General features: G+C 69.9%; 16 protein-coding genes and 1 pseudogene. 10 read left to right on the plus strand and 7 right to left on the minus strand.

Annotation, left to right across the window (positions count from 1 at the left end):
• Positions 1 to 37 precede the first annotated feature (37 nt).
• Entirely contained in the window at positions 38 to 1,636 is a 1,599-nt protein-coding gene (locus tag HB370_RS17760) for a DUF4041 domain-containing protein (RefSeq protein WP_244405549.1), read from the minus strand.
• A 947-nt stretch (positions 1,637 to 2,583) separates the two neighbouring features.
• On the opposite strand from HB370_RS17760, the gene HB370_RS17765 reads away from it, so the two are divergent.
• The 3 genes from HB370_RS17765 to HB370_RS17775 are packed head-to-tail and all read left to right on the plus strand — an operon-like array spanning position 2,584 to position 4,147.
• Positions 2,584 to 3,102, plus strand: a complete 519-nt coding sequence (locus HB370_RS17765) for a hypothetical protein (protein ID WP_208974412.1) — start codon at positions 2,584 to 2,586, stop codon at positions 3,100 to 3,102.
• Positions 3,103 to 3,113: 11 nt separating this feature from the next.
• The gene (locus HB370_RS17770; protein ID WP_030779209.1) at positions 3,114 to 3,713 is read left to right on the plus strand and encodes a DUF488 domain-containing protein; all 600 of its coding nucleotides are present in this window, start codon (positions 3,114 to 3,116) and stop codon (positions 3,711 to 3,713) included.
• Complete coding sequence (locus HB370_RS17775) at positions 3,710 to 4,147, plus strand: DUF488 domain-containing protein (protein ID WP_078637434.1); 438 nt, start codon at positions 3,710 to 3,712, stop codon at positions 4,145 to 4,147. The genes HB370_RS17770 and HB370_RS17775 overlap by 4 nt, the downstream gene beginning before the upstream one ends.
• 35 nt (positions 4,148 to 4,182) lie before the next feature.
• Here the strand turns inward: HB370_RS17775 and HB370_RS17780 are convergent, their stop codons facing one another.
• Positions 4,183 to 5,376 carry a hypothetical protein gene (locus HB370_RS17780; protein WP_030779211.1) on the minus strand — a complete coding sequence of 398 codons (1,194 nt, stop codon included), beginning with the start codon at positions 5,374 to 5,376 and terminating at the stop codon, positions 4,183 to 4,185.
• A gap of 128 nt (positions 5,377 to 5,504) precedes the next feature.
• On the opposite strand from HB370_RS17780, the gene HB370_RS17785 reads away from it, so the two are divergent.
• Both HB370_RS17785 and HB370_RS17790 read left to right on the plus strand, forming a co-directional pair.
• The gene (locus tag HB370_RS17785; RefSeq protein WP_030779212.1) at positions 5,505 to 6,479 is read left to right on the plus strand and encodes an ArsR family transcriptional regulator; all 975 of its coding nucleotides are present in this window, start codon (positions 5,505 to 5,507) and stop codon (positions 6,477 to 6,479) included.
• A gap of 48 nt (positions 6,480 to 6,527) precedes the next feature.
• The gene (locus HB370_RS17790; RefSeq protein WP_030779215.1) at positions 6,528 to 7,034 is read left to right on the plus strand and encodes a glutathione peroxidase; all 507 of its coding nucleotides are present in this window, start codon (positions 6,528 to 6,530) and stop codon (positions 7,032 to 7,034) included.
• Positions 7,035 to 7,189: 155 nt separating this feature from the next.
• Here HB370_RS17790 and HB370_RS17795 read toward each other — a convergent pair whose 3' ends face one another.
• The 3 genes from HB370_RS17795 to HB370_RS17805 all read right to left on the minus strand — a co-directional run bounded on the left by HB370_RS17795 (position 7,190) and on the right by HB370_RS17805 (position 9,471).
• Positions 7,190 to 7,381 (minus strand): DUF397 domain-containing protein, encoded by a 192-nt coding sequence (locus HB370_RS17795; RefSeq protein ID WP_030779218.1) that lies wholly within the window; start codon positions 7,379 to 7,381, stop codon positions 7,190 to 7,192.
• Positions 7,382 to 7,569: 188 nt separating this feature from the next.
• Positions 7,570 to 8,427, minus strand: coding sequence for a helix-turn-helix transcriptional regulator (locus tag HB370_RS17800; protein WP_030779221.1), 858 nt, complete (start codon positions 8,425 to 8,427; stop codon positions 7,570 to 7,572).
• A 288-nt stretch (positions 8,428 to 8,715) separates the two neighbouring features.
• On the minus strand, positions 8,716 to 9,471 hold the full coding sequence (locus tag HB370_RS17805) for a GPP34 family phosphoprotein (protein ID WP_030779224.1): 756 nt from the start codon (positions 9,469 to 9,471) through the stop codon (positions 8,716 to 8,718).
• 181 nt (positions 9,472 to 9,652) lie between these two features.
• On the opposite strand from HB370_RS17805, the gene HB370_RS17810 reads away from it, so the two are divergent.
• The 4 genes and pseudogenes from HB370_RS17810 to HB370_RS17820 all read left to right on the plus strand — a co-directional run bounded on the left by HB370_RS17810 (position 9,653) and on the right by HB370_RS17820 (position 16,512).
• A complete protein-coding gene (locus tag HB370_RS17810) occupies positions 9,653 to 12,223 on the plus strand; it encodes a D-alanyl-D-alanine carboxypeptidase (RefSeq protein WP_030779227.1) in 2,571 nt (856 codons plus the stop codon).
• A 202-nt stretch (positions 12,224 to 12,425) separates the two neighbouring features.
• Positions 12,426 to 14,261: a hypothetical protein gene (locus tag HB370_RS17815; protein WP_030779230.1), complete on the plus strand. Its 1,836-nt coding sequence runs from the start codon at positions 12,426 to 12,428 to the stop codon at positions 14,259 to 14,261.
• Between the two features lie 221 nt (positions 14,262 to 14,482).
• Positions 14,483 to 14,768: pseudogene (locus HB370_RS41935) on the plus strand (short-chain dehydrogenase); the annotation flags it as partial.
• A gap of 184 nt (positions 14,769 to 14,952) precedes the next feature.
• Complete coding sequence (locus HB370_RS17820) at positions 14,953 to 16,512, plus strand: sodium:solute symporter family protein (protein ID WP_030779234.1); 1,560 nt, start codon at positions 14,953 to 14,955, stop codon at positions 16,510 to 16,512.
• A gap of 6 nt (positions 16,513 to 16,518) precedes the next feature.
• Here the strand turns inward: HB370_RS17820 and HB370_RS17825 are convergent, their stop codons facing one another.
• Positions 16,519 to 17,634, minus strand: coding sequence for an ADP-ribosylglycohydrolase family protein (locus tag HB370_RS17825; RefSeq protein ID WP_030779237.1), 1,116 nt, complete (start codon positions 17,632 to 17,634; stop codon positions 16,519 to 16,521).
• A gap of 203 nt (positions 17,635 to 17,837) precedes the next feature.
• On the opposite strand from HB370_RS17825, the gene HB370_RS17830 reads away from it, so the two are divergent.
• On the plus strand, positions 17,838 to 18,356 hold the full coding sequence (locus HB370_RS17830; RefSeq protein WP_030779240.1) for a DUF2165 domain-containing protein: 519 nt from the start codon (positions 17,838 to 17,840) through the stop codon (positions 18,354 to 18,356).
• Here the strand turns inward: HB370_RS17830 and HB370_RS17835 are convergent.
• Entirely contained in the window at positions 18,349 to 18,924 is a 576-nt protein-coding gene (locus HB370_RS17835) for a hypothetical protein (protein WP_189751970.1), read from the minus strand. The two genes, HB370_RS17830 and HB370_RS17835, sit on opposite strands and share 8 nt — an antisense overlap.
• Positions 18,925 to 18,956: the final 32 nt, after the last annotated feature.

Consider the following 18,956-nt stretch of genomic DNA (forward strand, 5'->3'; position numbering starts at 1 on the left):
TCTGGACCACCCGACGAGGTTGACTGAGTCGAGCCCGTCACCGCCCGGCAGCGGTCTGGCTGGCCCTCCATTCAGAAGCCTCGGGCGTGTCCTGGAACTCCAGGAGGTGCTGTCCGGCGTGCCGCTGCAGGGCAGCGCGTACGTCTGCCGGTGTGACGTAGAAGAACTCCCGGCGTAGGTTGACCCGGTTGACGCGGCGGGACTCGAACTCCTGGTGCAGGCGGCGTTCCAGGCCGACGGCGTCCTCACTGAAGATCAGGGCGTGTACGTCGAAGCGGAAGGGGACGGAGGCATCCCCGAGTTCGATGACGCGGTCCATGGGATCGAGGCGCCGGGTCATACCGATCTTGACCATGCGTTCGCCGAACGCTCCGACGTTGGAGATGACGTAGACATATCCGGCCCGGATGTTGGCCTCGCGGGCCTCGACCGTCTCCAGTTCGGCGCCCAACTCGGCGAGCTTTCCTTCAAGTTCGGCGATGGCGGCCTCATCTCCAGTGCCGGAGCGCAGGCGGCGCAGGGCGCCCTCGTAGTGGCTGCGTTCCTTCTCCAGCCGCTGCCGCTCGCGCTCGATCTCGCGCTGCAGGCGCTCCTCCTCGCGCTGCTGGGCTCGTAGCTCTCGCTGCTCCTCCCGCTCGGTCTCCTTCCTCACCAGGTAGTCCGCCGTCAGCTCCAACTCCTGTACCCGCAACTGGTGGTAGTCATCGCCGATGCGGATCTGCATGGTGGCGCCGAGCCGGGCGATCGACTCCCGCGTCTTGCCGAGTCGGTCGATCAGCGAGTCGAGCCGGTGCGGCTTCATGCCGCGCACTGCGTTGTCCGCCTCGGCGTTGTACGCGCGCAGCATCAGCTTGGAGAAGTCACGGACCATCTTGCGGCCCTTGGCAGCTGAGCCGTCCACCATCCAGTACTGGTTCCCGAGCACTGCCCGATCGTCCCTCGCCAACTGCTTGTAGCGGGCCTTGAGACTGTCGAGCCGGTCCTTGTAGGCGAGCGCGTCGGCGAGCGGATGGCGGTACTCGTAAATGCCGGCCTCTTGCAGCATCCGCGTCTCATCGGTGAGCACCAGGTCCCGGCGCGCGGCCGTGAGGCGCTGTTCGGCCTCTGCCATCTGGCGAGCCATGTCGTCGGCTTGGCGGCGCACGTCAACCAGGGACTGCGCGGCGCTCGCGGCAGCGTGCTCTATCTTCTCGTCGAGGAGAGCGTCGATCCGTCCGATCTCTTGGAGCTTCTCCTCATGCGCGCGGCGCAGTCGCTGCTGCTCGGCGGCTATCTGAGCGCTGTCGGCTCCGATGAGACGACTCAATTGCTCCGTCAGGTGACGGTTGTCTTCCTGTAGACCGCGTACCTGTGTTTCCATCAGCGCCAGCTCGCCCGCCAAACGCGCCGCCTCGGACTCCGCTTGCTTACGGCGCCGGCCGAACAGACCCCCACCTGTGGCCGGGACCGTCGCCTGGGGACCGTAGGGGGACTGCTGAGGAACGGGTGCGCTCGGCTGCGGCACGGCCCCTTCCGGGATCCAGATCTGCCAGCCTGGGGGTGTGGGCCATGCGGGATCCGGTTCCCAGCCCGGTGGCGGGCTCCACCCCTCCGGCGGGGCGGGCCAGGTGGGCGGCGGGTTGAACCGATAGGTCATGGGGCAACGACTCCTGTCGCGAGGGCGAGAGACGGCCGGCGTAACCCCGATGCCGTCCGGCAGCCAGCGGGCCGAGTCGAACGTACTCGGCCTTGTGGACCTTCGTCCTGCCATCTCCTGTTTTTGGCCCTCCTGGCAGCAGATACGACGAGGTGGATGAGCAGCAGGGAGCAGTTAGACTCCCGCCGCTGTCAGGATGGCTCTCCGTCGGCAGCGAAGTGCCTCGCGGCTCCGATGAGGGGGCGGCCCGATCTACACCTGGTGCAAGGCCAGCACGCCGTGCTTGTTTCTGGTGACGGTGCGAAGACGCGCATGCAGGAGGAAACCGGTGAGTGATCGCAGCGCCGCCGAGGGGACTGAGGCGACGTGGAATCCGACCACTGGGAGCGATCGTGTGCCGGCCGGCTGCGAGACCCCACTCCACAAGCGGATGTCGCCGGTTCGAATCCTGCCGGGGCACAGACAAGCGCCTGTTCAGTGGCCCTTCCGTCCATCGGACGGGACCTGAAGGACAGCCGGCATGCTGCCCGGGAAGCGGGTCATTGCCTCGGCTGGAAGCCGGCCTGACTCGCCGGGACCGACTCTTCATCCAAGAACAGGGAGCCATCGGTCACCGGGGGCTGCGGGCCTGATTGACAAGGGCTTGGCTCATCGCATGGTATTCCGCCACCGATTCCGCTTGCCGAGAAGGAAGCGATGCTAAGTCACCGTTGTCACGCGCCGACCCGTACGCTACCGTGACACGCGTAGGAGTGTCACAATTCCCGGGGGGGCAAGTGGCGACGACTAAGCAGCTGATCTGTTTAGCGAATTCCAGGAAGCATCGCGGGCGATGCATCGCGGGCATCGACATCAAATCGAACACGTGGATCCGACCCATAAGCAGCCGACCAGGTCACGAAGTCTCGGAATCAGAGCGGACATACCAAAACGGCGCGGAGCCACGCATGCTTGATGTCATATCAATGCAGCTTCTCCGGCCACGACAGTCCGGGTACCAAAGGGAGAATTGGATCCTTGATTCCAGCGTCCGGTGGACGAAGCTGGGACAGATCGGATGGGCCGATCTGTATCGCATGGAACAGCACCCCACACAGTTATGGATCAACAGCGGAGACAGCACGGCACGAGGCTTGAATGATCGCGTCCCAGTAGAACGCGAAGGAGAAATAACGGACTCCCTCAAGCTCATACGAGTCGATTCCTTGAGGATAACGGTGGGTCGACCTTACGACGCAAACAGGGACCTCGATGTACGGGCCGAATTCCGTCACGCGGGATCCGATTACATATTAAAAGTAACCGACTCCATCTACGAAGAAAAGTTCAGAAAGCGAGGCATAGGCACTTACAGGCTGGGCGAGTCCTTCCTGACAGTGAGCCTGGGCGAGGAATTCAAGGGATATCTCTACAAGATGGTGGCGGCTATAATTGAACGCCGCCAGGCGAACGTAGGCAGCAGGTGAATCTCAGTACAATGATGACCATCGGTCATTCCACGCACGATTTTGCGACGTTCATCGAGCTGCTGCAAAAGAACCAGATTACGGCTGTCGCTGACGTCCGATCAACTCCCGCCAGCCAGTTCGCACCCCAGTTCAACAGGAGAACACTCGAGCCCGGCTTGCACGAGTCGGACATAAAGTACGTTTTCTTGGGTGAGGAACTCGGTGCGCGCACGAAGGATCCCACTTGCTATGTAGACGGACGAGTGCAATACAGTCGCCTTGCGCAGACGCGTGCGTTCGCCAGCGGAATTGAGCGCCTCACCAAGGGGGCACTGCGCGAGCGCATTGCCATCATGTGCACCGAAGGTGAACCATTGAACTGCCATCGCACGGTACTCATTTCACGGGTCCTTGTGCAGCGCGGCGTCACCATTCACCATATTCATGGCGACGGACGGGTCGAAAGTCACGATTCGGCGATGGAGCGCCTCATGGCAAAGTTCGGACTGGCGGACCCGGAACTGTTCCGTACCCCCGCCGAGCGCCTCGACGAAGCACTGAGTCGCCAGGAAGACCGCATCGCCTACGTCAACCAGGACCCCCCTTCCGAACGGACGGCAGATGCATGAAGATCTACACCATCGGCTTCACGAAAAAACCTGCCGAGAAGTTCTTCAACCTCCTGCGGAATTCGGGAGCATCGACACTTGTCGATGTCAGGCTCAATAATGTGTCACAACTTTCAGGTTTCGCGAAACGCGACGATCTCAAATACTTCCTCGCCGAGCTTTGCTCGATGGCGTACGTTCACCGCTCCGACCTGGCACCGACGCAATCGATTCTGGATGATTTCAAAAAACAGGGATCCGGTTGGGCAACCTACGAGGAAAAATTCCTGACCCTCATAAGGCAGCGAAGGGTCGAAGAAGCCGTCCCCAAGGAACTTCTCGCGAACGCAGTGCTGCTCTGCAGCGAGGATCAACCCCATCACTGCCACCGCCGTCTGGTCGCGGAGTACTTCGCAGAATGCTGGGGCGGCGTCACGATTGAACACCTGGTGTGACACATTTTGCCCGACGCCCCACGATTCATTCCGGCTCAGCTTGAGGGCAGGGGGCTTTCCTTCTGTCGGGTTTCGGGGCGCCGGGCCGCCATGGCCAACGACAAGGTGACGCACACCGAGCCCGCCGCCATCGTCGTCATCGCCGTCGCGGGCGTGGTGAGTTGGGCCAGGGAGCCCGCCGTTGTCGCGCTGAGGCCCTGGAGGGTCAGCATGCCCGCCGAGTGCAGGCCGAGGGCCTGGCCGGCCATGGTGTCGGGGGTCAGGCGCATCAGCCGCTCCTGCTGTACCAGGCCCGCCCCGAAGCCGGCCGATGCCACGGTCACGCAGGCCGCCGCCACCGGCAGCGGCGGGTGCGCGCAGAAGACCAGGAACGGTGTCGCCAGCAGGAGCAGCAGCGGGGTGGCCAGGCGGGCGCGGACGGTGGCGGGGAGCAGCCTCCCGACCGTCAGGTCCCCGGCGAACATGCCGAGCGCCCCGCACGCGAACAGGGTGCCGGCCGCGTGCGGGGCGTACGACACGTACAGCGACTCGCAGCCCACGACGAGGCCGTTGGGCAGCCACAGGCCCAGGTACGTCAGGCGGCGCGGCCGGGACGACCACAGCGCGGCGTTGACGCGCCAGGTCGCCGATACCGAGGGGCGGCCGGCCGCGCGGGGCGGGCGGGCGGTCAGGCCGAGCCGCAGGACGAGCGCGGCCGTCAGGTACAGGGCCGCCGCCAGCAGCAGGCCGGTGCGCGGGGACACGGCGGCCAGCAGGGCGGCGCCGGTGGCGAAACCGGCCACCTGCGACAGCCCGTTCACCATGTTGAACAGCGAACGCCCGGGCAGGTAACCGTCCTTGGTGAGGATCTCGTTCAGCAGGCCCCAGCGGACCCCGCCGCCGAGCGACGCGACCAGGCCCAGCAGTACGAGGACGGCCAGGAGCGCACCGGCCGGAAGGCCGGGCAGGGCCTGGGCCGCCGTACCGGCCGCGAAGGCCAGCGCGATCGCCGTCAGTGCCGTACGCGGGGGCAGCCGGTCGGCGCCGGAGAGCAGGACGGTGGCGCCCAGCGCCTGGGCGAGCGACTGGCCGAACATGCTCACCGCCGACAGCAGCGGGGAGCCCGTCGCCCGGTACACCAGCGTGCCCAGCGCGAGGCCGCCGATGGTCTGGGCCGCGGTCTGCGCGGCCGTGCCGAGGAAGAGCGGGGTGAACTCCGGGGTGCGGAACAGGGATCGGTAGCCGGTCATGGTCCGGAGTCTCGGCCGGGCCGCCGAGCGCCCGTTATTGTTTCGCCCGCACGCGAAAGGTCATGCCTGGTACGGAACGTCGGGCGCGGAACGTCGTACGCGCGGAGTCCCGGGGAGGTACGGCTCGCATGGGGTGGTGGCAGCTCGACGCCGACACGCTCGCCCGGAGCCGGTTCGTCGTCTCCCCGCTCGCCGAGACCTTCGGGTGCCTGAAGCTGCTGCACTCCGGGCAGGGGGCGCATCCCGGGGAGCATGCCTGGCTGGGTGCCCATCTGCCCGCCTACCGGGCCCGGCTCGCGGCCGACCCCGTGACCGCGCGGCTGGTGCGGGCGGGGCTGGGCCGGGAGTGGATCGCCGACTTCCTGACGCCCGCCCCGCGCCCCGGGGAGGACTTCGCCGCGGAGGTCGGCCGGGTGCGCGCGGTCGGTCCCGGCGCCGCCCGCGCCCATCTGCGGCTCTCGCTCGCCGGGCCGCTGCCCGCCGTGCTCGACCGGGACGACCTGGCGGAGCGGGCGGCCACGCTGCTGCAGTGGGTGTGGGAGGAGACCGTACGGCCCTCCTGGGAGCGGCGCCGGCGGGTGCTGGAGGCGGATGTGCTGGCGCGGACCGCGCAGGTGAGCCGGGGCGGCTGGGCGGGCGCGCTGGGCGGGCTGCGGCCGGGCGGGACACGCTGGCTCGGGGACAACCGGTTCCAGGTCAACCTGCACGAGTATCCGCCGCGTGACATCTCCGGTGCCGAGCTGCTCTTCGTGCCGGTGACCCCGCAGCGGCAGGGCTGGGTGTCCTGGGCGGAGCGGGAGCGGTACGCCGTGGTCTACCCCTGCGCCGGTGTGCTGGCCGGGGACGGCGGGCGTACGGTGCCGGCGGGGCTGAGCGCGCTGCTGGGGCCGGCCCGGGCCGGGGTGCTCGTGCTGCTCCGCTCGCCGATGAGCACGACCCAGCTGACCGCCGTCACCGGGCAGGGTCTCGGCTCCGTCGGGCGGCATCTGAAGGTGCTGCGGGAGGCGGGTCTGGTGGAGCGGCGGCGGGCCGGACGGGCGGTGCTGTACGTGCGGACGACGGCGGGGGACGTACTGGTCGAGGCGAGCGGGCCGGACGGGTGAGGGCGGGAGCGACGGATACGGGAGGGCCGGGGGCTAGCATCCCGTGGCATGACGACTACTGAGCACAGCGGCTCCCCGCTGGACGTCGAGATCGGTGCCCTCCAGGGCGGTTCCGCGGATCTGGCGCGGTTCGCGGGCAACGCCGTCCTCATCGTGAACGTGGCCTCCAAGTGCGGCCTGACCCCGCAGTACTCGGCGCTGGAGGAGCTGCAGAAGCGGTACGCGGCACGCGGCTTCACCGTGCTGGGCGTGCCCTGCAACCAGTTCCTCGGGCAGGAGCCGGGCAGCGCCGAGGAGATCGCGCAGTTCTGCTCGGCGACCTACGGCGTCACCTTCCCGCTGACCGAGAAGGTGGAGGTGAACGGCCCGGGCCGGCACCCGCTGTACGAGCGGCTCGTCGGGTTCGCCGACGCCGAGGGCCACAGCGGGGACATCCGCTGGAACTTCGAGAAGTTCCTGGTCGGCCGGGACGGCCGGGTCGTCGCCCGGTTCTCGCCGCAGACCGAGCCGGACTCGGCCGAGGTCGTCGCCGCGATCGAGTCCCAGCTGGGCTGAGCCCGGCCGCCCGTGTCGAGCACCGGGAGACCGGGACATGGGGAGAGCCCTCTCGGCTAGGACGGCGACTGGTCGAGAGGGCTCTTCGGTGGTGCGTATGCGGTTGTCGTGCCGGGCGGTGCCGGGAAGAACCCTTACCGCCTCGCCGGAGGGCCTTACGCCTTGACGGAGGCGACGAAGGCGTTCCAGGCGTCGGCGGGGAAGGCCAGCACCGGGCCCTCGAGGTCCTTGGAGTCACGGACGGCGAGCTCGGCGGCGGTCGGCGCCTTGACCTCGACGCAGGCGCCGTTGCCCCCGGAGTACGACGACTTCATCCACGTCTCCGAAGCGCCCTGAATCAGTGCCATGTCCACTCCTGTTGCGGTTGCGGTGGTCCGGTACGCGCCAACCGTGTCGTCCGATTGGCATGATCGACGCTAGCGGGCAACTTCCTTCGGTGGAGGGGCCGTTCACTCGACCGGATGGCATATTCAGGGCGAGCCTTCCACTGCGGCGAACCGGGGGTGTACGATCCCGCGCCCGTGCGCCTCTCGTCTCAGTCGGCGTACCTTTTCGCCGCTTCCGCGATGAACTGCCGGGACACCTCGACATTGTGCGACTGTGCCCGCAAGTGCTCGTACATCACGGCGTACTTCTGCACGTCCTGCGCCTTCTCCAGGTACAGGTCGCTCGTGACGCCCTCCAGGTACACCACGCTGGAGTCGGCCGCGTCGGCGAACTCCAGGATCGCGTACTGGCCGTTGATGCCCGGGTGCGCGCCCACCTCGAACGGCAGCACCTGCACGGTGACGTGCGGCAGCTCGGACAGCTCGATGAGGTGCTCCAACTGCTCGCGCATCACCAGCCTGCTGCCCACCACCCGGTGCAGCGCGGCCTCGTCCAGCACCACCCACAGCCGCAGCGGGTTGCGCTCGGTGGTGATGCGTTCCTGCCGCCGGATCCGCACCTCGACGCGCTTCTCGATCTCGTCCGCCGAGGTCTCCGGCAGCGCGCCGCGCACCAGCGCCTCGGCGTAGGGGCGGGTCTGCAGCAGACCGGTGACGATCTGCGGTTCGTACACCCGCAGCGACTCCGCGTCGGTCTCCAGGCCGATGTACACGCTGTACGGGATGTCCCCGAAGGTGTGCCACCAGCCCTGCTGCCGCGAGTCCCGGGCCATCTCCATCAGCGAGTCGACGATCCGCTTGTCCTCGACGTCGTACACGCCGCACAGGTCGCGCACATCGCGCTGGCTGATGCTCCTCCGGCCGTTCTCCAGCCTGCTGATCTTCGACTGCGACACCAGCAGTCGCTCCGCCACCTCCTCCGCCGTCATGCCCTTGAGCTCGCGGAGTCTGCGCAGCTCCTGGCCCAGTCGGCGTCGCCTTACGGTGGGATTGACATTGGACGCCACGGGACGTGCACCTCCGGCTGCCTGCCTGCCACTCAACACTTTGCGTATGTGCTGTTGAGCAGACTGCCACCAAGGTGCTTCGCCGCGCTGGGAAACGGCGGATATGCAACGCCCATCGACGACGTCCTTCGAAGCCCGTCGAACGGGTGGACGCAGTCGAGCGGGACGGCGGGACCACGACAGCGGTCCCACCGTCCCGCTCCGACCAGCGGCTCCCGAACCGGGTCTGTGCGTACCGGGTGGGCGCGCGCCGGGCCTTGTGGCCCGGCTCGCGGTCGTGCGTGCGGCTCAGTGGGCCACGGCACGGGCCATGGACCCGTGGCGCGGCTGCATGGGAACCCCGCGTGCGGGTTCCGCCGCGGCCCTGGCTCCGGAAGCGGCCTGCCGGCCGGCCGGGGCCGAGCCCCGGCGCGGCTGGGCCGCCGCGCCGTTCTGTACGTCCATGACGGCGTGCGCGACGAGCCCGCCCATGGGGTCGTGCCGGATCAGATCCCGCAGCCGGGAGCGGGACGAGCGTCCCTCGTTCCCCGGATACAGGTGCTTGCCGAGCCCGACGGCGTGCGCCAGGGCGGCGAGCGCCGCGGTCCGCGGGTCCGGTGGTACGCCGGTGCGGATCGCGGAATCCAGCCGGGCCCGGATCTCCCGGCTGATGGCGGTGTCGGTCGCCTGGTAACGCGTGGTCGGCAGCACCCCGCACATCTGGCCGGCCACGGCGGCGACCATGCCGCACCGCTCCAGATGCGAGAGATAGGTCTGCCTGAGCCCCAGCCGGGGCCCGCCGATCCAGTGGACGGCACGTACCGGAGCGCCACGCCTGCGCAGCAACTCCAACGCGCTGTCCAGAGTCGGATCTCCTGTCGGCCGTGGCACCACCACGGCGATACGATCCCCGTCTGGGGCTATCCGTCCGGCCAGCGCCAGCTCCACTAGCTGTGCACCGGCCAGACCGAGGTCGAGCGACTGCGGCTGCGCAGTGGTACCCGTGGCCGGGTCCAATGCCAGCAGCAGAAGCTCCTCCGGAAGTGTTCTGCGGCTCCTGCCCATCCATGCCTCCCCGCGTGGATGAATGACAGGGTGACCCCTCTCACATTGGTCTGTCGAGGGTGCGTGACCGGTTCGTAAGGGAACCGGTAGGTATGTCGTTCTCGTCTACCGCAGGGGCCATGCCCTCACACAGGACACTGGTACATGGTTCGGACAGGGCGCGCGCGCAAGCGTGCGGCGCATGGAGGAGGCATCGGTGGCGGGCGAGTCCCCCGACAGGTCGAAGCAGCGCGAGTCGTCGGCGGAACCGACGTCCCAGAGCGCGGGTCCGGTTCCCGAGACGCGCGATCCGCGGCTGACGGTGGCCCGCGAAAAGGATTCCCCGGCCGGCGGTACGGACACGGCGACGAAGGTCCTGACGGTACGGCCCGAGACCCCGGCCGGGTCCGAAGAGCCGTCCGGCGCGGAGGACTCCGTCCCGGCCGATGGGGACAAGGAGCTGCGCGCGGCCGTCTCGGCGTGGACCCGGAAGCCGGGGACCGACGCGACTGCAAAGGAAACCGGCGGCGCGGGGGGCAAGGACGAGGGGTCGTCCAACGAGGAGGCGGTGAGCGGGGGTTCGTCCGACGGGAAGGACGGGGGCTCGTCCCGCCCTGCGGCCGACGCGGATGCGGACGCGGACGCCGACGACTCGCCGAGCGGGAACGCCGAGGACGAGAGCGGGGGCGACGGCGACGAGTCGTCCGACTCGCGTGCCGAGGCCCGTTCTGAGGGGTCGTCCGACACCGGTGCCGGGGACGGCGACGGGACGGATGCCGAGGCGAAGGCCGAGACGAAGGCCGACGCCGACGACCACGACGACCACGACGACGCGCACGTCGACGGCAAGGCCGACGCCGACGGCAAGGACGAAGTCGCCGGCAAGGATGCCGCCGGGAGCGGCGCTGACGGGGACTCCGCTGCCGACGCGAAGGACGAGCCGGAGGCAGAAGCCGACACCGACACCGACGCCGACGTGAAGGGCACGGCGGACGCGAAGGAAGAGGCCGACGCCGAGCCCGGGGCTGACGCCGGCACCGGCGCGGACGCGGACACGGACGCCAAGGCCGACATAGACGCAGACGCAGACGCAGACGCAAAGAACGACACCGGCGCCAAGGCCGGCGCGACGAAGGACGCCACCCCCGGCACCAAGCCCGGCGCCTCCGGCAAGCCCGCTGCCGCCGCCGCGGGCGTCGATCAGCCGACCACCGTCTTCAAGGCCGTACAGCCCAAGAAGCCCGCCGTCGACCAGCCCACCACCATGCTCAAGGTCGGCGACACCGGTAAGCCCAAGTCCGCCGGCCCCGGGTCCGCCGAGTCCGAGTCCGAGCGCACCAGCAAGTTCGTCGCGCTGAAGGACGACATGCGCCCGGCCGGCAAGGCCCCCGCGCCGAAGGACGGCACGCCCCCGGCCGGCAAGGCCCCCGCGTCGGAGGCCACCACCGCCGTCCCCCGGATCGGTCCCGAGCGCACCACCCAGCAGCCGCTGCCGCCCAAGCCCCCGCTGGACCTGCTGGCGGAGCTGACCAACACGCCGCCGCCCCCGGAGACCCCGGTCCGCACGCTCGTGCGCCGGATCAAGATCTGGACCCCGCTGGTCCTGCTCCTGGCGATCATCTTCGCGGTCGTGCAGACGTTCCGTCCGCTGCCGGAGCCCGCCCTCGCGCTCACCGCCGAGGACACCTTCACGTTCGACGGCGGCGCGACGCGGCTGCCCTGGCCGGACGAGGGCCAGGGCTGGGTGGACGGCGACGGCATCGGCACGATGGGTCACTTCGGTGACCAGAAGCCGGTGGCCATCGGCTCCGTCGCCAAGACCATGACCGCCTACATCATCCTCCGCGACCACCCGCTGAAGCCGGGGCAGGAGGGTCCGAAGATCAAGGTGGACGCGAAGGCGGAGAAGGAGGGCGGCTACGACAAGGACGGCGAGTCGACGCTGAACACCGTCAAGGCCGGCGACCACCTCACCGAGAAGCAGGCCCTGTCCGCCGTCATGATCCCCTCCGCCAACAACATCGCGCGGCTGCTCGCGCGCTGGGACGCGGGCTCGGAGGCGGCGTTCGTCAAGAAGATGAACGCCACCGCCAAGGAGCTGGGGATGACCGGCACGACGTACACCGACCCCTCGGGCCTGAAGGAGACCACCGTCTCCACGGCCGAGGACCAGGTGAGGCTCGGCCGCGCGGTCGTCAAGAACCCGGCCCTGGTCGCCATCACCAGCGCGGCGAGCTGGACGGACCCCTCCGGCCGCAACTGGCCCAACTACAACGAGCTGCCCTACCGCATCGGCGCGATCGGCATCAAGACCGGCAGCACCACCAAGGCCGGCGGCAATCTGCTCTTCGCCTCCCGCAAGAAGGTCGGCGGGCAGACGGTCACGATCGTCGGCGCCATCCTCGGCCAGAACAAGACGCCGATCCTCGGCACCGCCAACGCTGTCAGCAAGACCGCGCTGCTCGCCGCCGAGGAGGCGCTGACCTCGGCGAAGGTCCTGAAGAAGGGCGATGTGGTCGGCTATGTGGACGACCGGCTCGGCGGCCACACCCCGGTCGTGGTCACCGAGGACGTCACGGCGGTCGGCTGGGCGGGTCTGAAGGTGCGGCTGACCTTCGCCTCCGGGTCGGTGCCGCACACCGCGAAGGCCGGCACCCGGGTCGGCACGCTCACCGTGGGTGACGGCACGGCCGCCGCGGTCAAGGTCCCGGTCGCCCTCCAGAAGGATCTGGCCGAGCCCGGATTCGGCGCCAAGCTGACCCGTCTGGGCTGATCACCGGCCCGCCCCCAGCACCGCACCCCGTCGCCGGAGCAGAACCCGGGAGCCTTTGCGACGGGGTGCGTGCTAGCGTCACGAATCGGGGCAGGTCGCCGGTCACGCGGGACAGGGCCGCGAACTGGAAGAAATCGGAAAGCGGCCGGGTACACCGTGGAAGCGGCCGAGAACAGAAGACGGGACACGGGGAGTGCCTTCAGTGGCCACAGCGGAGCCGACACGCGCCGACGACGCCGAACCGGGCCCGGGAGCCGGCGCGCGAATACGCCTGTCCGGAAGCGGCGCGGACAGCGGCGCCCCCGAGGTGCCCCCCGGCGAGGCCGCGCAGCCGCACACCCGGCTCGGGGCACTGCGCCGGCGGCTGCTGCGGCATCCCGTGCTGTCGGTCACGGCCCTCGCGGGTGTGCTGCACATCATCTGGTTCTTCACCTTCGCGAACAGCGGTGGTGATCTCGCCGCCCAGGACGCGTGGGCGGAGTTCGTCGGCCGCCACCCGGACTCGGCGTACAACCTCGCCTGGTACGGGGGCATGCACCCGGTGTCGTACAGCGTGGTGTCGCCGTATCTGATGTCGGTGCTCGGCGTCCGTACGACGATGATGGTCGCCGGCACGGTGTCGGCGGGCCTGCTGACGCTGGTGCTGATCCGCTCCCGGGTGGTGCGGAACCCGCTGTGGGCCTCGCTCGCCGGGGTCTTCGCGCTCCTGTGCAACGCGATCTCCGGCCGGGTGACCTTCGGGCTCGGCACGATGTTCGCGCTGGGCGCGGTCGCGGCGGTGTTCTGCTGGCCGCACCGGTGGCGGACCAAGCGCTGGGCGAAGGCCCTGGTCACCGCCCCGCTGGCCGCGCTCGCCACGATGTCCTCGCCGGTCGCGGGGCTGTTCGTGGGGCTGGTCGCGGTCGCCCTGTTCCTGCAGAAGCGGCGGCCCGGCGCCTGGGCGCTGGGGCTCGCGCCGTCGGCGGTGGTCGCGGTGTCGGCCTGGCTGTTCCCGTTCTCCGGCACCCAGCCGATGGGGTTCGGCTCGGTGGTCATGCCGCTGCTGTACGGCCTGCTGTGCCTGTTCCTGGTGCCCAGGCGGTGGGTGACCGTCCGGCTGACGGCGGCCGTCTACAGCGTCGCCGTGGTGCTGGTGTGGCTGATCAGCTCGCAGATCGGGTCGAACATCTCGCGGCTGCCGATGCTGTTCGCGGGCGCGGCCCTGATCGCGGCGCTTCCGTACACCGTGCCGAAGTCGCGCAAGTGGTATCTGACCGTGCTGGCCTTCCTCGGCTTCGTCGGCTGGATCGGCTACAAGTCGGTGGACGACATCATCCACACCACCCCGGCCGCGTCCTGGGCTCGGGAGCTGGCCCCGCTGGTGAACGAGCTGCAGAAGGGCGGCGCCGAGAAGGGCCGCGTCGAGGTGGTCCCGGCCCGCTCGCACCGTGAGGCCTCCGCGCTCGCGCCGTACGTCAACCTGGCCCGCGGCTGGAACCGGCAGGCCGACATGGAGCGCAACCCGCTCTTCTACGACGACACGCTGAACTCGGCGAACTACCACGAGTGGCTGAAGCGCTGGGCCGTGCACTACGTGGTGCTGCCCAAGGACGACCTGGACGGGTCCGGCGGCCAGCGGGAGCGGGAGCTGCTGCGCAGCGGGATGCCGTATCTGAAGCAGGTCTGGGGCGACGCCAACTGGCAGCTGTTCAAGGTGACCGACCCGGCGCCGCTCGCCGAGCCGAACGCGGTGGTGGACCGTGCCGACCAGGTCGAGATGACCCTGCGGGTGCGCAAGCCCGGCCGGGTGCTGGTGCGGATCCCGTACTCGCCGTGGCTGAGCGTCGTGGACGAGCACGGCAAGAGCGTGAAGCCGCCGCAGGAGTCCTCCGGTGCGCCCAAGACATACCGGAACGTCAATGGATGTCTTACGCACACACCGGAGGACGCGAACGGGGACCGGTGGACGGTGCTGGTGGCGCCGAAGGCCGGGACGTACCGGCTGGCCGCGCCGTACCAGCTGCCGCGCGGTACGCCGTGCCCGGACGAGCTGAAGTGAGGCGGACGTAGGCCACGCGGTCGCCGGGCAGGGGGATGGGCCGGAAGACCGTCACCATCGCGGCCGGTGAGCCCGCAAGCCAAGACAGGTGGCGGGTACGCAGCCCGGCCCGGCCGGGTGGCGGCCGAGCCCTCTGGGTGGCGCAGGAGCTGGAGCTTCCGGGTCGCCACCCAGCGCCGGCTCTCGTAGGCGATCAGGGCGGGTCCGGGGCGGACGCCGTCGGGAACGCGGTGCTCGGGGCGCGCACCGGGACCGCTCCGGCCGGGGTGGCGGCCGCGGTCGCCCCGGAGGGCGCGCGCACGGCGCAGCGGGCGGCCGGCATCACCGACGCGGGCCGGTGCGAGGCGCCGGCGGCGCCGGCGCTGGAGCGGTTCGGCGGGATCGACGCGGTGGTGCACGTGGGCGGCCCTGGATTCCCGCTTCGGCGGGCCGGCGGACGCCGACTTCGCGGCCTGGCGGGCGGTCCTGGACGCGAACCCGCCGGGGACGCCGCGGATGACCCGGGCGGGTCCGCCGGAGCCGCGGGCGATCACGTGAACGCCGGGGAATTGATGAGGTAGTCCGGCGAGGCGGGCGAACGAGCCTGTGCATTCAAGGATATGAATGCAAGTCACCACAACGAACGATTTTACCGTGACTTGACCTTCCCGTTGCTTGTCGCGTTCATGTGAGCGGAACCACGATCGGGCACATGAACAGTCTCGACTGGGCCGTGCTCATCGGCTACTTCGGTGTGATGGTCGCGATCGGCGTCTGGTCGCACAAGCGCGTGGACAACGTCTCGGACTTCTTCACGGCCGGCGGCAAGATGCCCTGGTGGCTGTCCGGCATCTCGCACCACATGTCGGGCTACAGCGCCGTGATGTTCACCGGGTACGCGGGCATCGCCTACACCTACGGCGTCACCTCCTTCATCACCTGGTCCTTTCCCATCGCGCTCGGCATAGCCATCGGGTCGAAGCTGTTCGCGCCGCGCATCAACCGGCTGCGCTCCCGGCTCCACGTGGCCTCCCCGCTGGAGTACCTGAAGAACCGCTACAACCTGCCGACCCAGCAGGCGCTCGCCTGGTCCGGCATGCTGCTGAAGATCGTGGACGTGGGCGCCAAGTGGGCGGCGATCGCCACGCTGTTGTCGGTGTTCACCGGGGTCTCGCTGAACCAGGGCATCCTCATCACCGGCGCGATCACCGCCGTCTACTGCACGATCGGCGGCCTGTGGGCGGACGCGCTGACCGAACTCGGCCAGTTCGTCATCCAGTTGCTGGCCGGGCTGTCCATGTTCATCGCGGTCGTGGTGAAGCTGAACGAGAAGAACATCGGCTTCCTCGGCGCCTGGGACGAGCCCGCGCTGCACGGCCATGAGAAACCGCTGGTCGGCCCGTACGGCACGGTGTTCCTGCTGGCGTTCCTGTTCATCAAGCTGTTCGAGTACAACGGCGGCATGCTGAACCAGGCCCAGCGCTACATGGCCACCGGAAGCGCCCGACAGGCCGAGCGCTCGGCCCGGCTGTCGGCGATCCTGTGGCTGGTCTGGCCGGTCGTACTGTTCTTCCCCATGTGGATGTCCCCGCTGCTGGTGCACGCGCAGAAGCCGGACGGCTCCGACTCCTACGCGCTGATGACCGAACAGCTGCTGCCGCACGGGCTGCTGGGCCTGGTCATCGTCGGGTTCTTCTCCCACACCATGGCCATGTGCTCCTCCGACGCCAACGCCATCGCGGCGGTCTTCACCCGGGACCTCGCGCCGGTGCTGTCGGCCAGGGCGCGGGGCTGGGGCGAGCGTTCGGGGCTGATCGCGGCCCGGGTCACCACGGTCGTCTTCCTCGGCCTGTCCATGGCGGTCGCGACCCAGGTCAACTCCCCCGCGTTCAAGGACATCATCACGGTCGTCATCAAGTGGGTGGCGGGGCTGATGGGGCCGATCGCGATCCCGATGATGCTCGGGCTGCTGCGCGCCTTCCGCCGTTCCGGGCCGACGGCGGCGCTCACCAGCTGGGCCGCGGGCCTGCTGGCCTTCTGGCTGGTCAACTATCCCATCAGCTGGCAGGTGGACGGCGGTGTGCCGCTCCAGTACCAGGTCTCGGTGCCGCTCGCGGTCTCCCTGGTCCTGTACATCCTGATCGGCTACCTGAAGCCGGAGGACACACCGGAGCGGCTGGCGGTCATCGAGAAGGTGAACACCGACGGCGACGGGGCGGCGGCGGTCCCGGTGCCGGCCAAGGCGGGGGACGACGTGGTGGGGGCGCCGTAGGCGGTCTCACGCCCGGGGGTAGCGCGCCAGCCACCCCGGTGACGCCCCGGCGGGTCCGTGCAGGGCCGGGCCCTGGGTCATCTCCATCGCGAAGTCGTCGGCGAGTTCGAGGAGCGTGGGGCGGCCCTCCAGTTCGGCCAGCCAGGCCGGGGGGAGGGCCGTCTCGCCGTGCAGGGCGCCGAGGAGGCCCCCGGTCAGGGCGCCGGCCGCCGCCGACGGACCGCTCTGGTTGACCGCGAGGCACAGCCCGTGCCGTACGTCCTCCCCCACCAGCGCGCAGTACACGGACGCGGCCAGCAGCCCGTCCGCCCTGCCGTCGCCGGCCAGCTCCTCCACCCGGGCCGGGGTCGGCATGCCCTGCCGTACCGCGCCGAGGGCGTGCTGGAGGGCGTCGCACACCGGCTGGTGGCCGGGGCGGGCGGTGAGCAGGGCGAGCGCCCGCTGCACGGCGCCGTCCAGGCTGTCGCCCCGGGCCAGCGCGTGCACGATCACGGCGTACGCGCCCGCCGAGAGGTAGGCGACGGGATGGCCGTGGGTCTGGGCCGCGCACTCCACGGCCAGCTGGACGACGAGCTGCGGCTCCCAGCCGACGAGCAGCCCGAAGGGTGCCGAGCGGGCGACCGCCTCGGGGCCCGGCTCGTCCGGGTTCTTCGGGGACTCCAGCGTGCCCATGGTCCGGTCGCCGAACCCGATGAGCAGGGCTCGGGTGGGGTCGCGGCGGGCGTACAGCCACTCCTCGCGGGCCAGCCAGCCGTCCTCCGCGCGGCGCTCGTCCGGGCCCCAGTCCCGCTGGGTGGCCGCCCAGCGCAGATACGCCCGGTGCAGATCGGTCGGCGGGTGCCAGGCGCCGGTGTCCCGCCGTACCTGGGCGCGTATCAGCCCGTCCACGGTGAACAGGGTCAGCTGGGTGTGGTGGGTGACGGTGCCGCGCCGGCCGTGCGCGGGGGCCAGGTCGAGCAGCCCCTCGGCGCCGTACGCGGCCCGTATCCCGTCCAGGGAGAGGGTGTCGGCGGGTCCGCCGAGCGCGTCGCCCACCGCCACCCCGAGCAGGGTCCCGCGCACCCTGCTGCGATAGTCCTGCTGTTCGGCACGGCCCCAGACGGCACCGGTCGTCACCCTCACCAGACCTCCCCTGGCACCGCCCGCCTGTACGACGCGCAGCACTGTAATCGACCGGGAACGGCCCGTTCAGCGGGACAAAACCGCCCCCACGGGTCGTTGTCCGGCGGACCGGCCGCGTTCGCCCCCGCGATCGCCGGAGTTCACCGGTCCTCTGGCTCAATACCCGTGGACGAGGCCGGTGTTGGACGGGAGAGAATCCAGCCATGACCACCACTCCCACCCGCCCCACCGGCCTCCGGCTCGCCGCCGGGGTGCTCACCGGCATACTCGCCCTCTACATCACCCTGGTCGCGTTCGGGAACATCACCGACTTCGGGACCAATCAGAGTTACGTCCGGCACGTGCTGTCGATGGACACGACGTTCAAGGACAGCGACCTGAAGTGGCGGGCCGTGACGAGCACGGCCCTGGAGGACACCGCCTATGTGCTGATCATCGTCTGGGAGAGCGTGGCGGCCCTGCTGCTGATCTGGGGGACGTCGCTGTGGGCGCGGGGCAGGGACGATTCCGCGCGGCGCTGGTCCACCTACGGGCTGCTGATGCTGATGCTGCTGTTCGGCGGCGGGTTCATCGCGATCGGCGGCGAGTGGTTCGCCATGTGGCAGTCGGAGGCGTGGAACGGACTGGACGCGGCGACCCGGATCTTCCTGATCAGCGGGGTCGCGCTGATCGTCAACCAGCTTCCCGCCCGGCAGCCGCGGACGGGAAGCGACGCTAGTTGACGACCGCGACGCGCGTGCCCTGGTCGCCGAAGGACCACAGCGCGGCCCCGTCCTCCTTGTGCAGGCGGATGCCGCCCAGCTTCTGGCCGTTCGCGGGGGGCGGGGAGGAGCCGTCCAGCGCGTTGGAGAAGGCCACGTTCACGCCGTCCGCCTTGGTGAAGTACATGACGTGCTCGATCTCCACGCCGTCCGAGCCCTTGAGGGACTGGGTGCGCAGGGTGATCGAGTAGCGGCCGGGCCGCGGGGCGACCGTGCCCGGCCACACCGGGAACGTGCGGATCGGCTTGCCCGTCGCGTCGACCAGCCACACCCGCTTGGCGCCCAGCGAGTAGACGATCCGGCGGCCGTCACCGGAGTCGTCCGGCAGCTCGGGTGCCTGCGGGGCGTGCGCCGAAGCGGACGGGTGCGGGCTCGCCGACGCCGACGGGCCGGGCCGGGCCGCGGCGGCGGCCGTGGGATGCGGCCCGGCGTCCGCCTGTACGGCGAGGGCGACGACGACCGCGGTCGCCCCCGCCGTCAGACCGGTGACCCAGGCCCACGAGGGCAGTCGGGCAGCCACGGGACGCATCTCCTCCGCTACGGGGCCCCGTCCAGCATCGG

The sequence above is a fragment of the Streptomyces sp. DSM 40868 genome (genome assembly GCF_011820545.1).
Classification (GTDB): domain Bacteria; phylum Actinomycetota; class Actinomycetes; order Streptomycetales; family Streptomycetaceae; genus Streptomyces; species Streptomyces eurythermus.

Coding starts and splice junctions, on each gene's coding strand:
- HB370_RS17770 (WP_030779209.1), top strand. CDS start 3,114: ATGATGACCATCGGTCATTCCACGCACGATTTTGCGACGTTCATCGAG.
- HB370_RS17765 (WP_208974412.1), top strand. CDS start 2,584: ATGCTTGATGTCATATCAATGCAGCTTCTCCGGCCACGACAGTCCGGG.
- HB370_RS17785 (WP_030779212.1), top strand. CDS start 5,505: ATGGGGTGGTGGCAGCTCGACGCCGACACGCTCGCCCGGAGCCGGTTC.
- HB370_RS17835 (WP_189751970.1), bottom strand. CDS start 18,924: ATGCGTCCCGTGGCTGCCCGACTGCCCTCGTGGGCCTGGGTCACCGGT.
- HB370_RS17790 (WP_030779215.1), top strand. CDS start 6,528: ATGACGACTACTGAGCACAGCGGCTCCCCGCTGGACGTCGAGATCGGT.
- HB370_RS17760 (WP_244405549.1), bottom strand. CDS start 1,636: ATGACCTATCGGTTCAACCCGCCGCCCACCTGGCCCGCCCCGCCGGAG.
- HB370_RS17820 (WP_030779234.1), top strand. CDS start 14,953: ATGAACAGTCTCGACTGGGCCGTGCTCATCGGCTACTTCGGTGTGATG.
- HB370_RS17795 (WP_030779218.1), bottom strand. CDS start 7,381: ATGGCACTGATTCAGGGCGCTTCGGAGACGTGGATGAAGTCGTCGTAC.
- HB370_RS17780 (WP_030779211.1), bottom strand. CDS start 5,376: ATGACCGGCTACCGATCCCTGTTCCGCACCCCGGAGTTCACCCCGCTC.
- HB370_RS17830 (WP_030779240.1), top strand. CDS start 17,838: ATGACCACCACTCCCACCCGCCCCACCGGCCTCCGGCTCGCCGCCGGG.
- HB370_RS17810 (WP_030779227.1), top strand. CDS start 9,653: ATGGAGGAGGCATCGGTGGCGGGCGAGTCCCCCGACAGGTCGAAGCAG.
- HB370_RS17775 (WP_078637434.1), top strand. CDS start 3,710: ATGAAGATCTACACCATCGGCTTCACGAAAAAACCTGCCGAGAAGTTC.
- HB370_RS17805 (WP_030779224.1), bottom strand. CDS start 9,471: ATGGGCAGGAGCCGCAGAACACTTCCGGAGGAGCTTCTGCTGCTGGCA.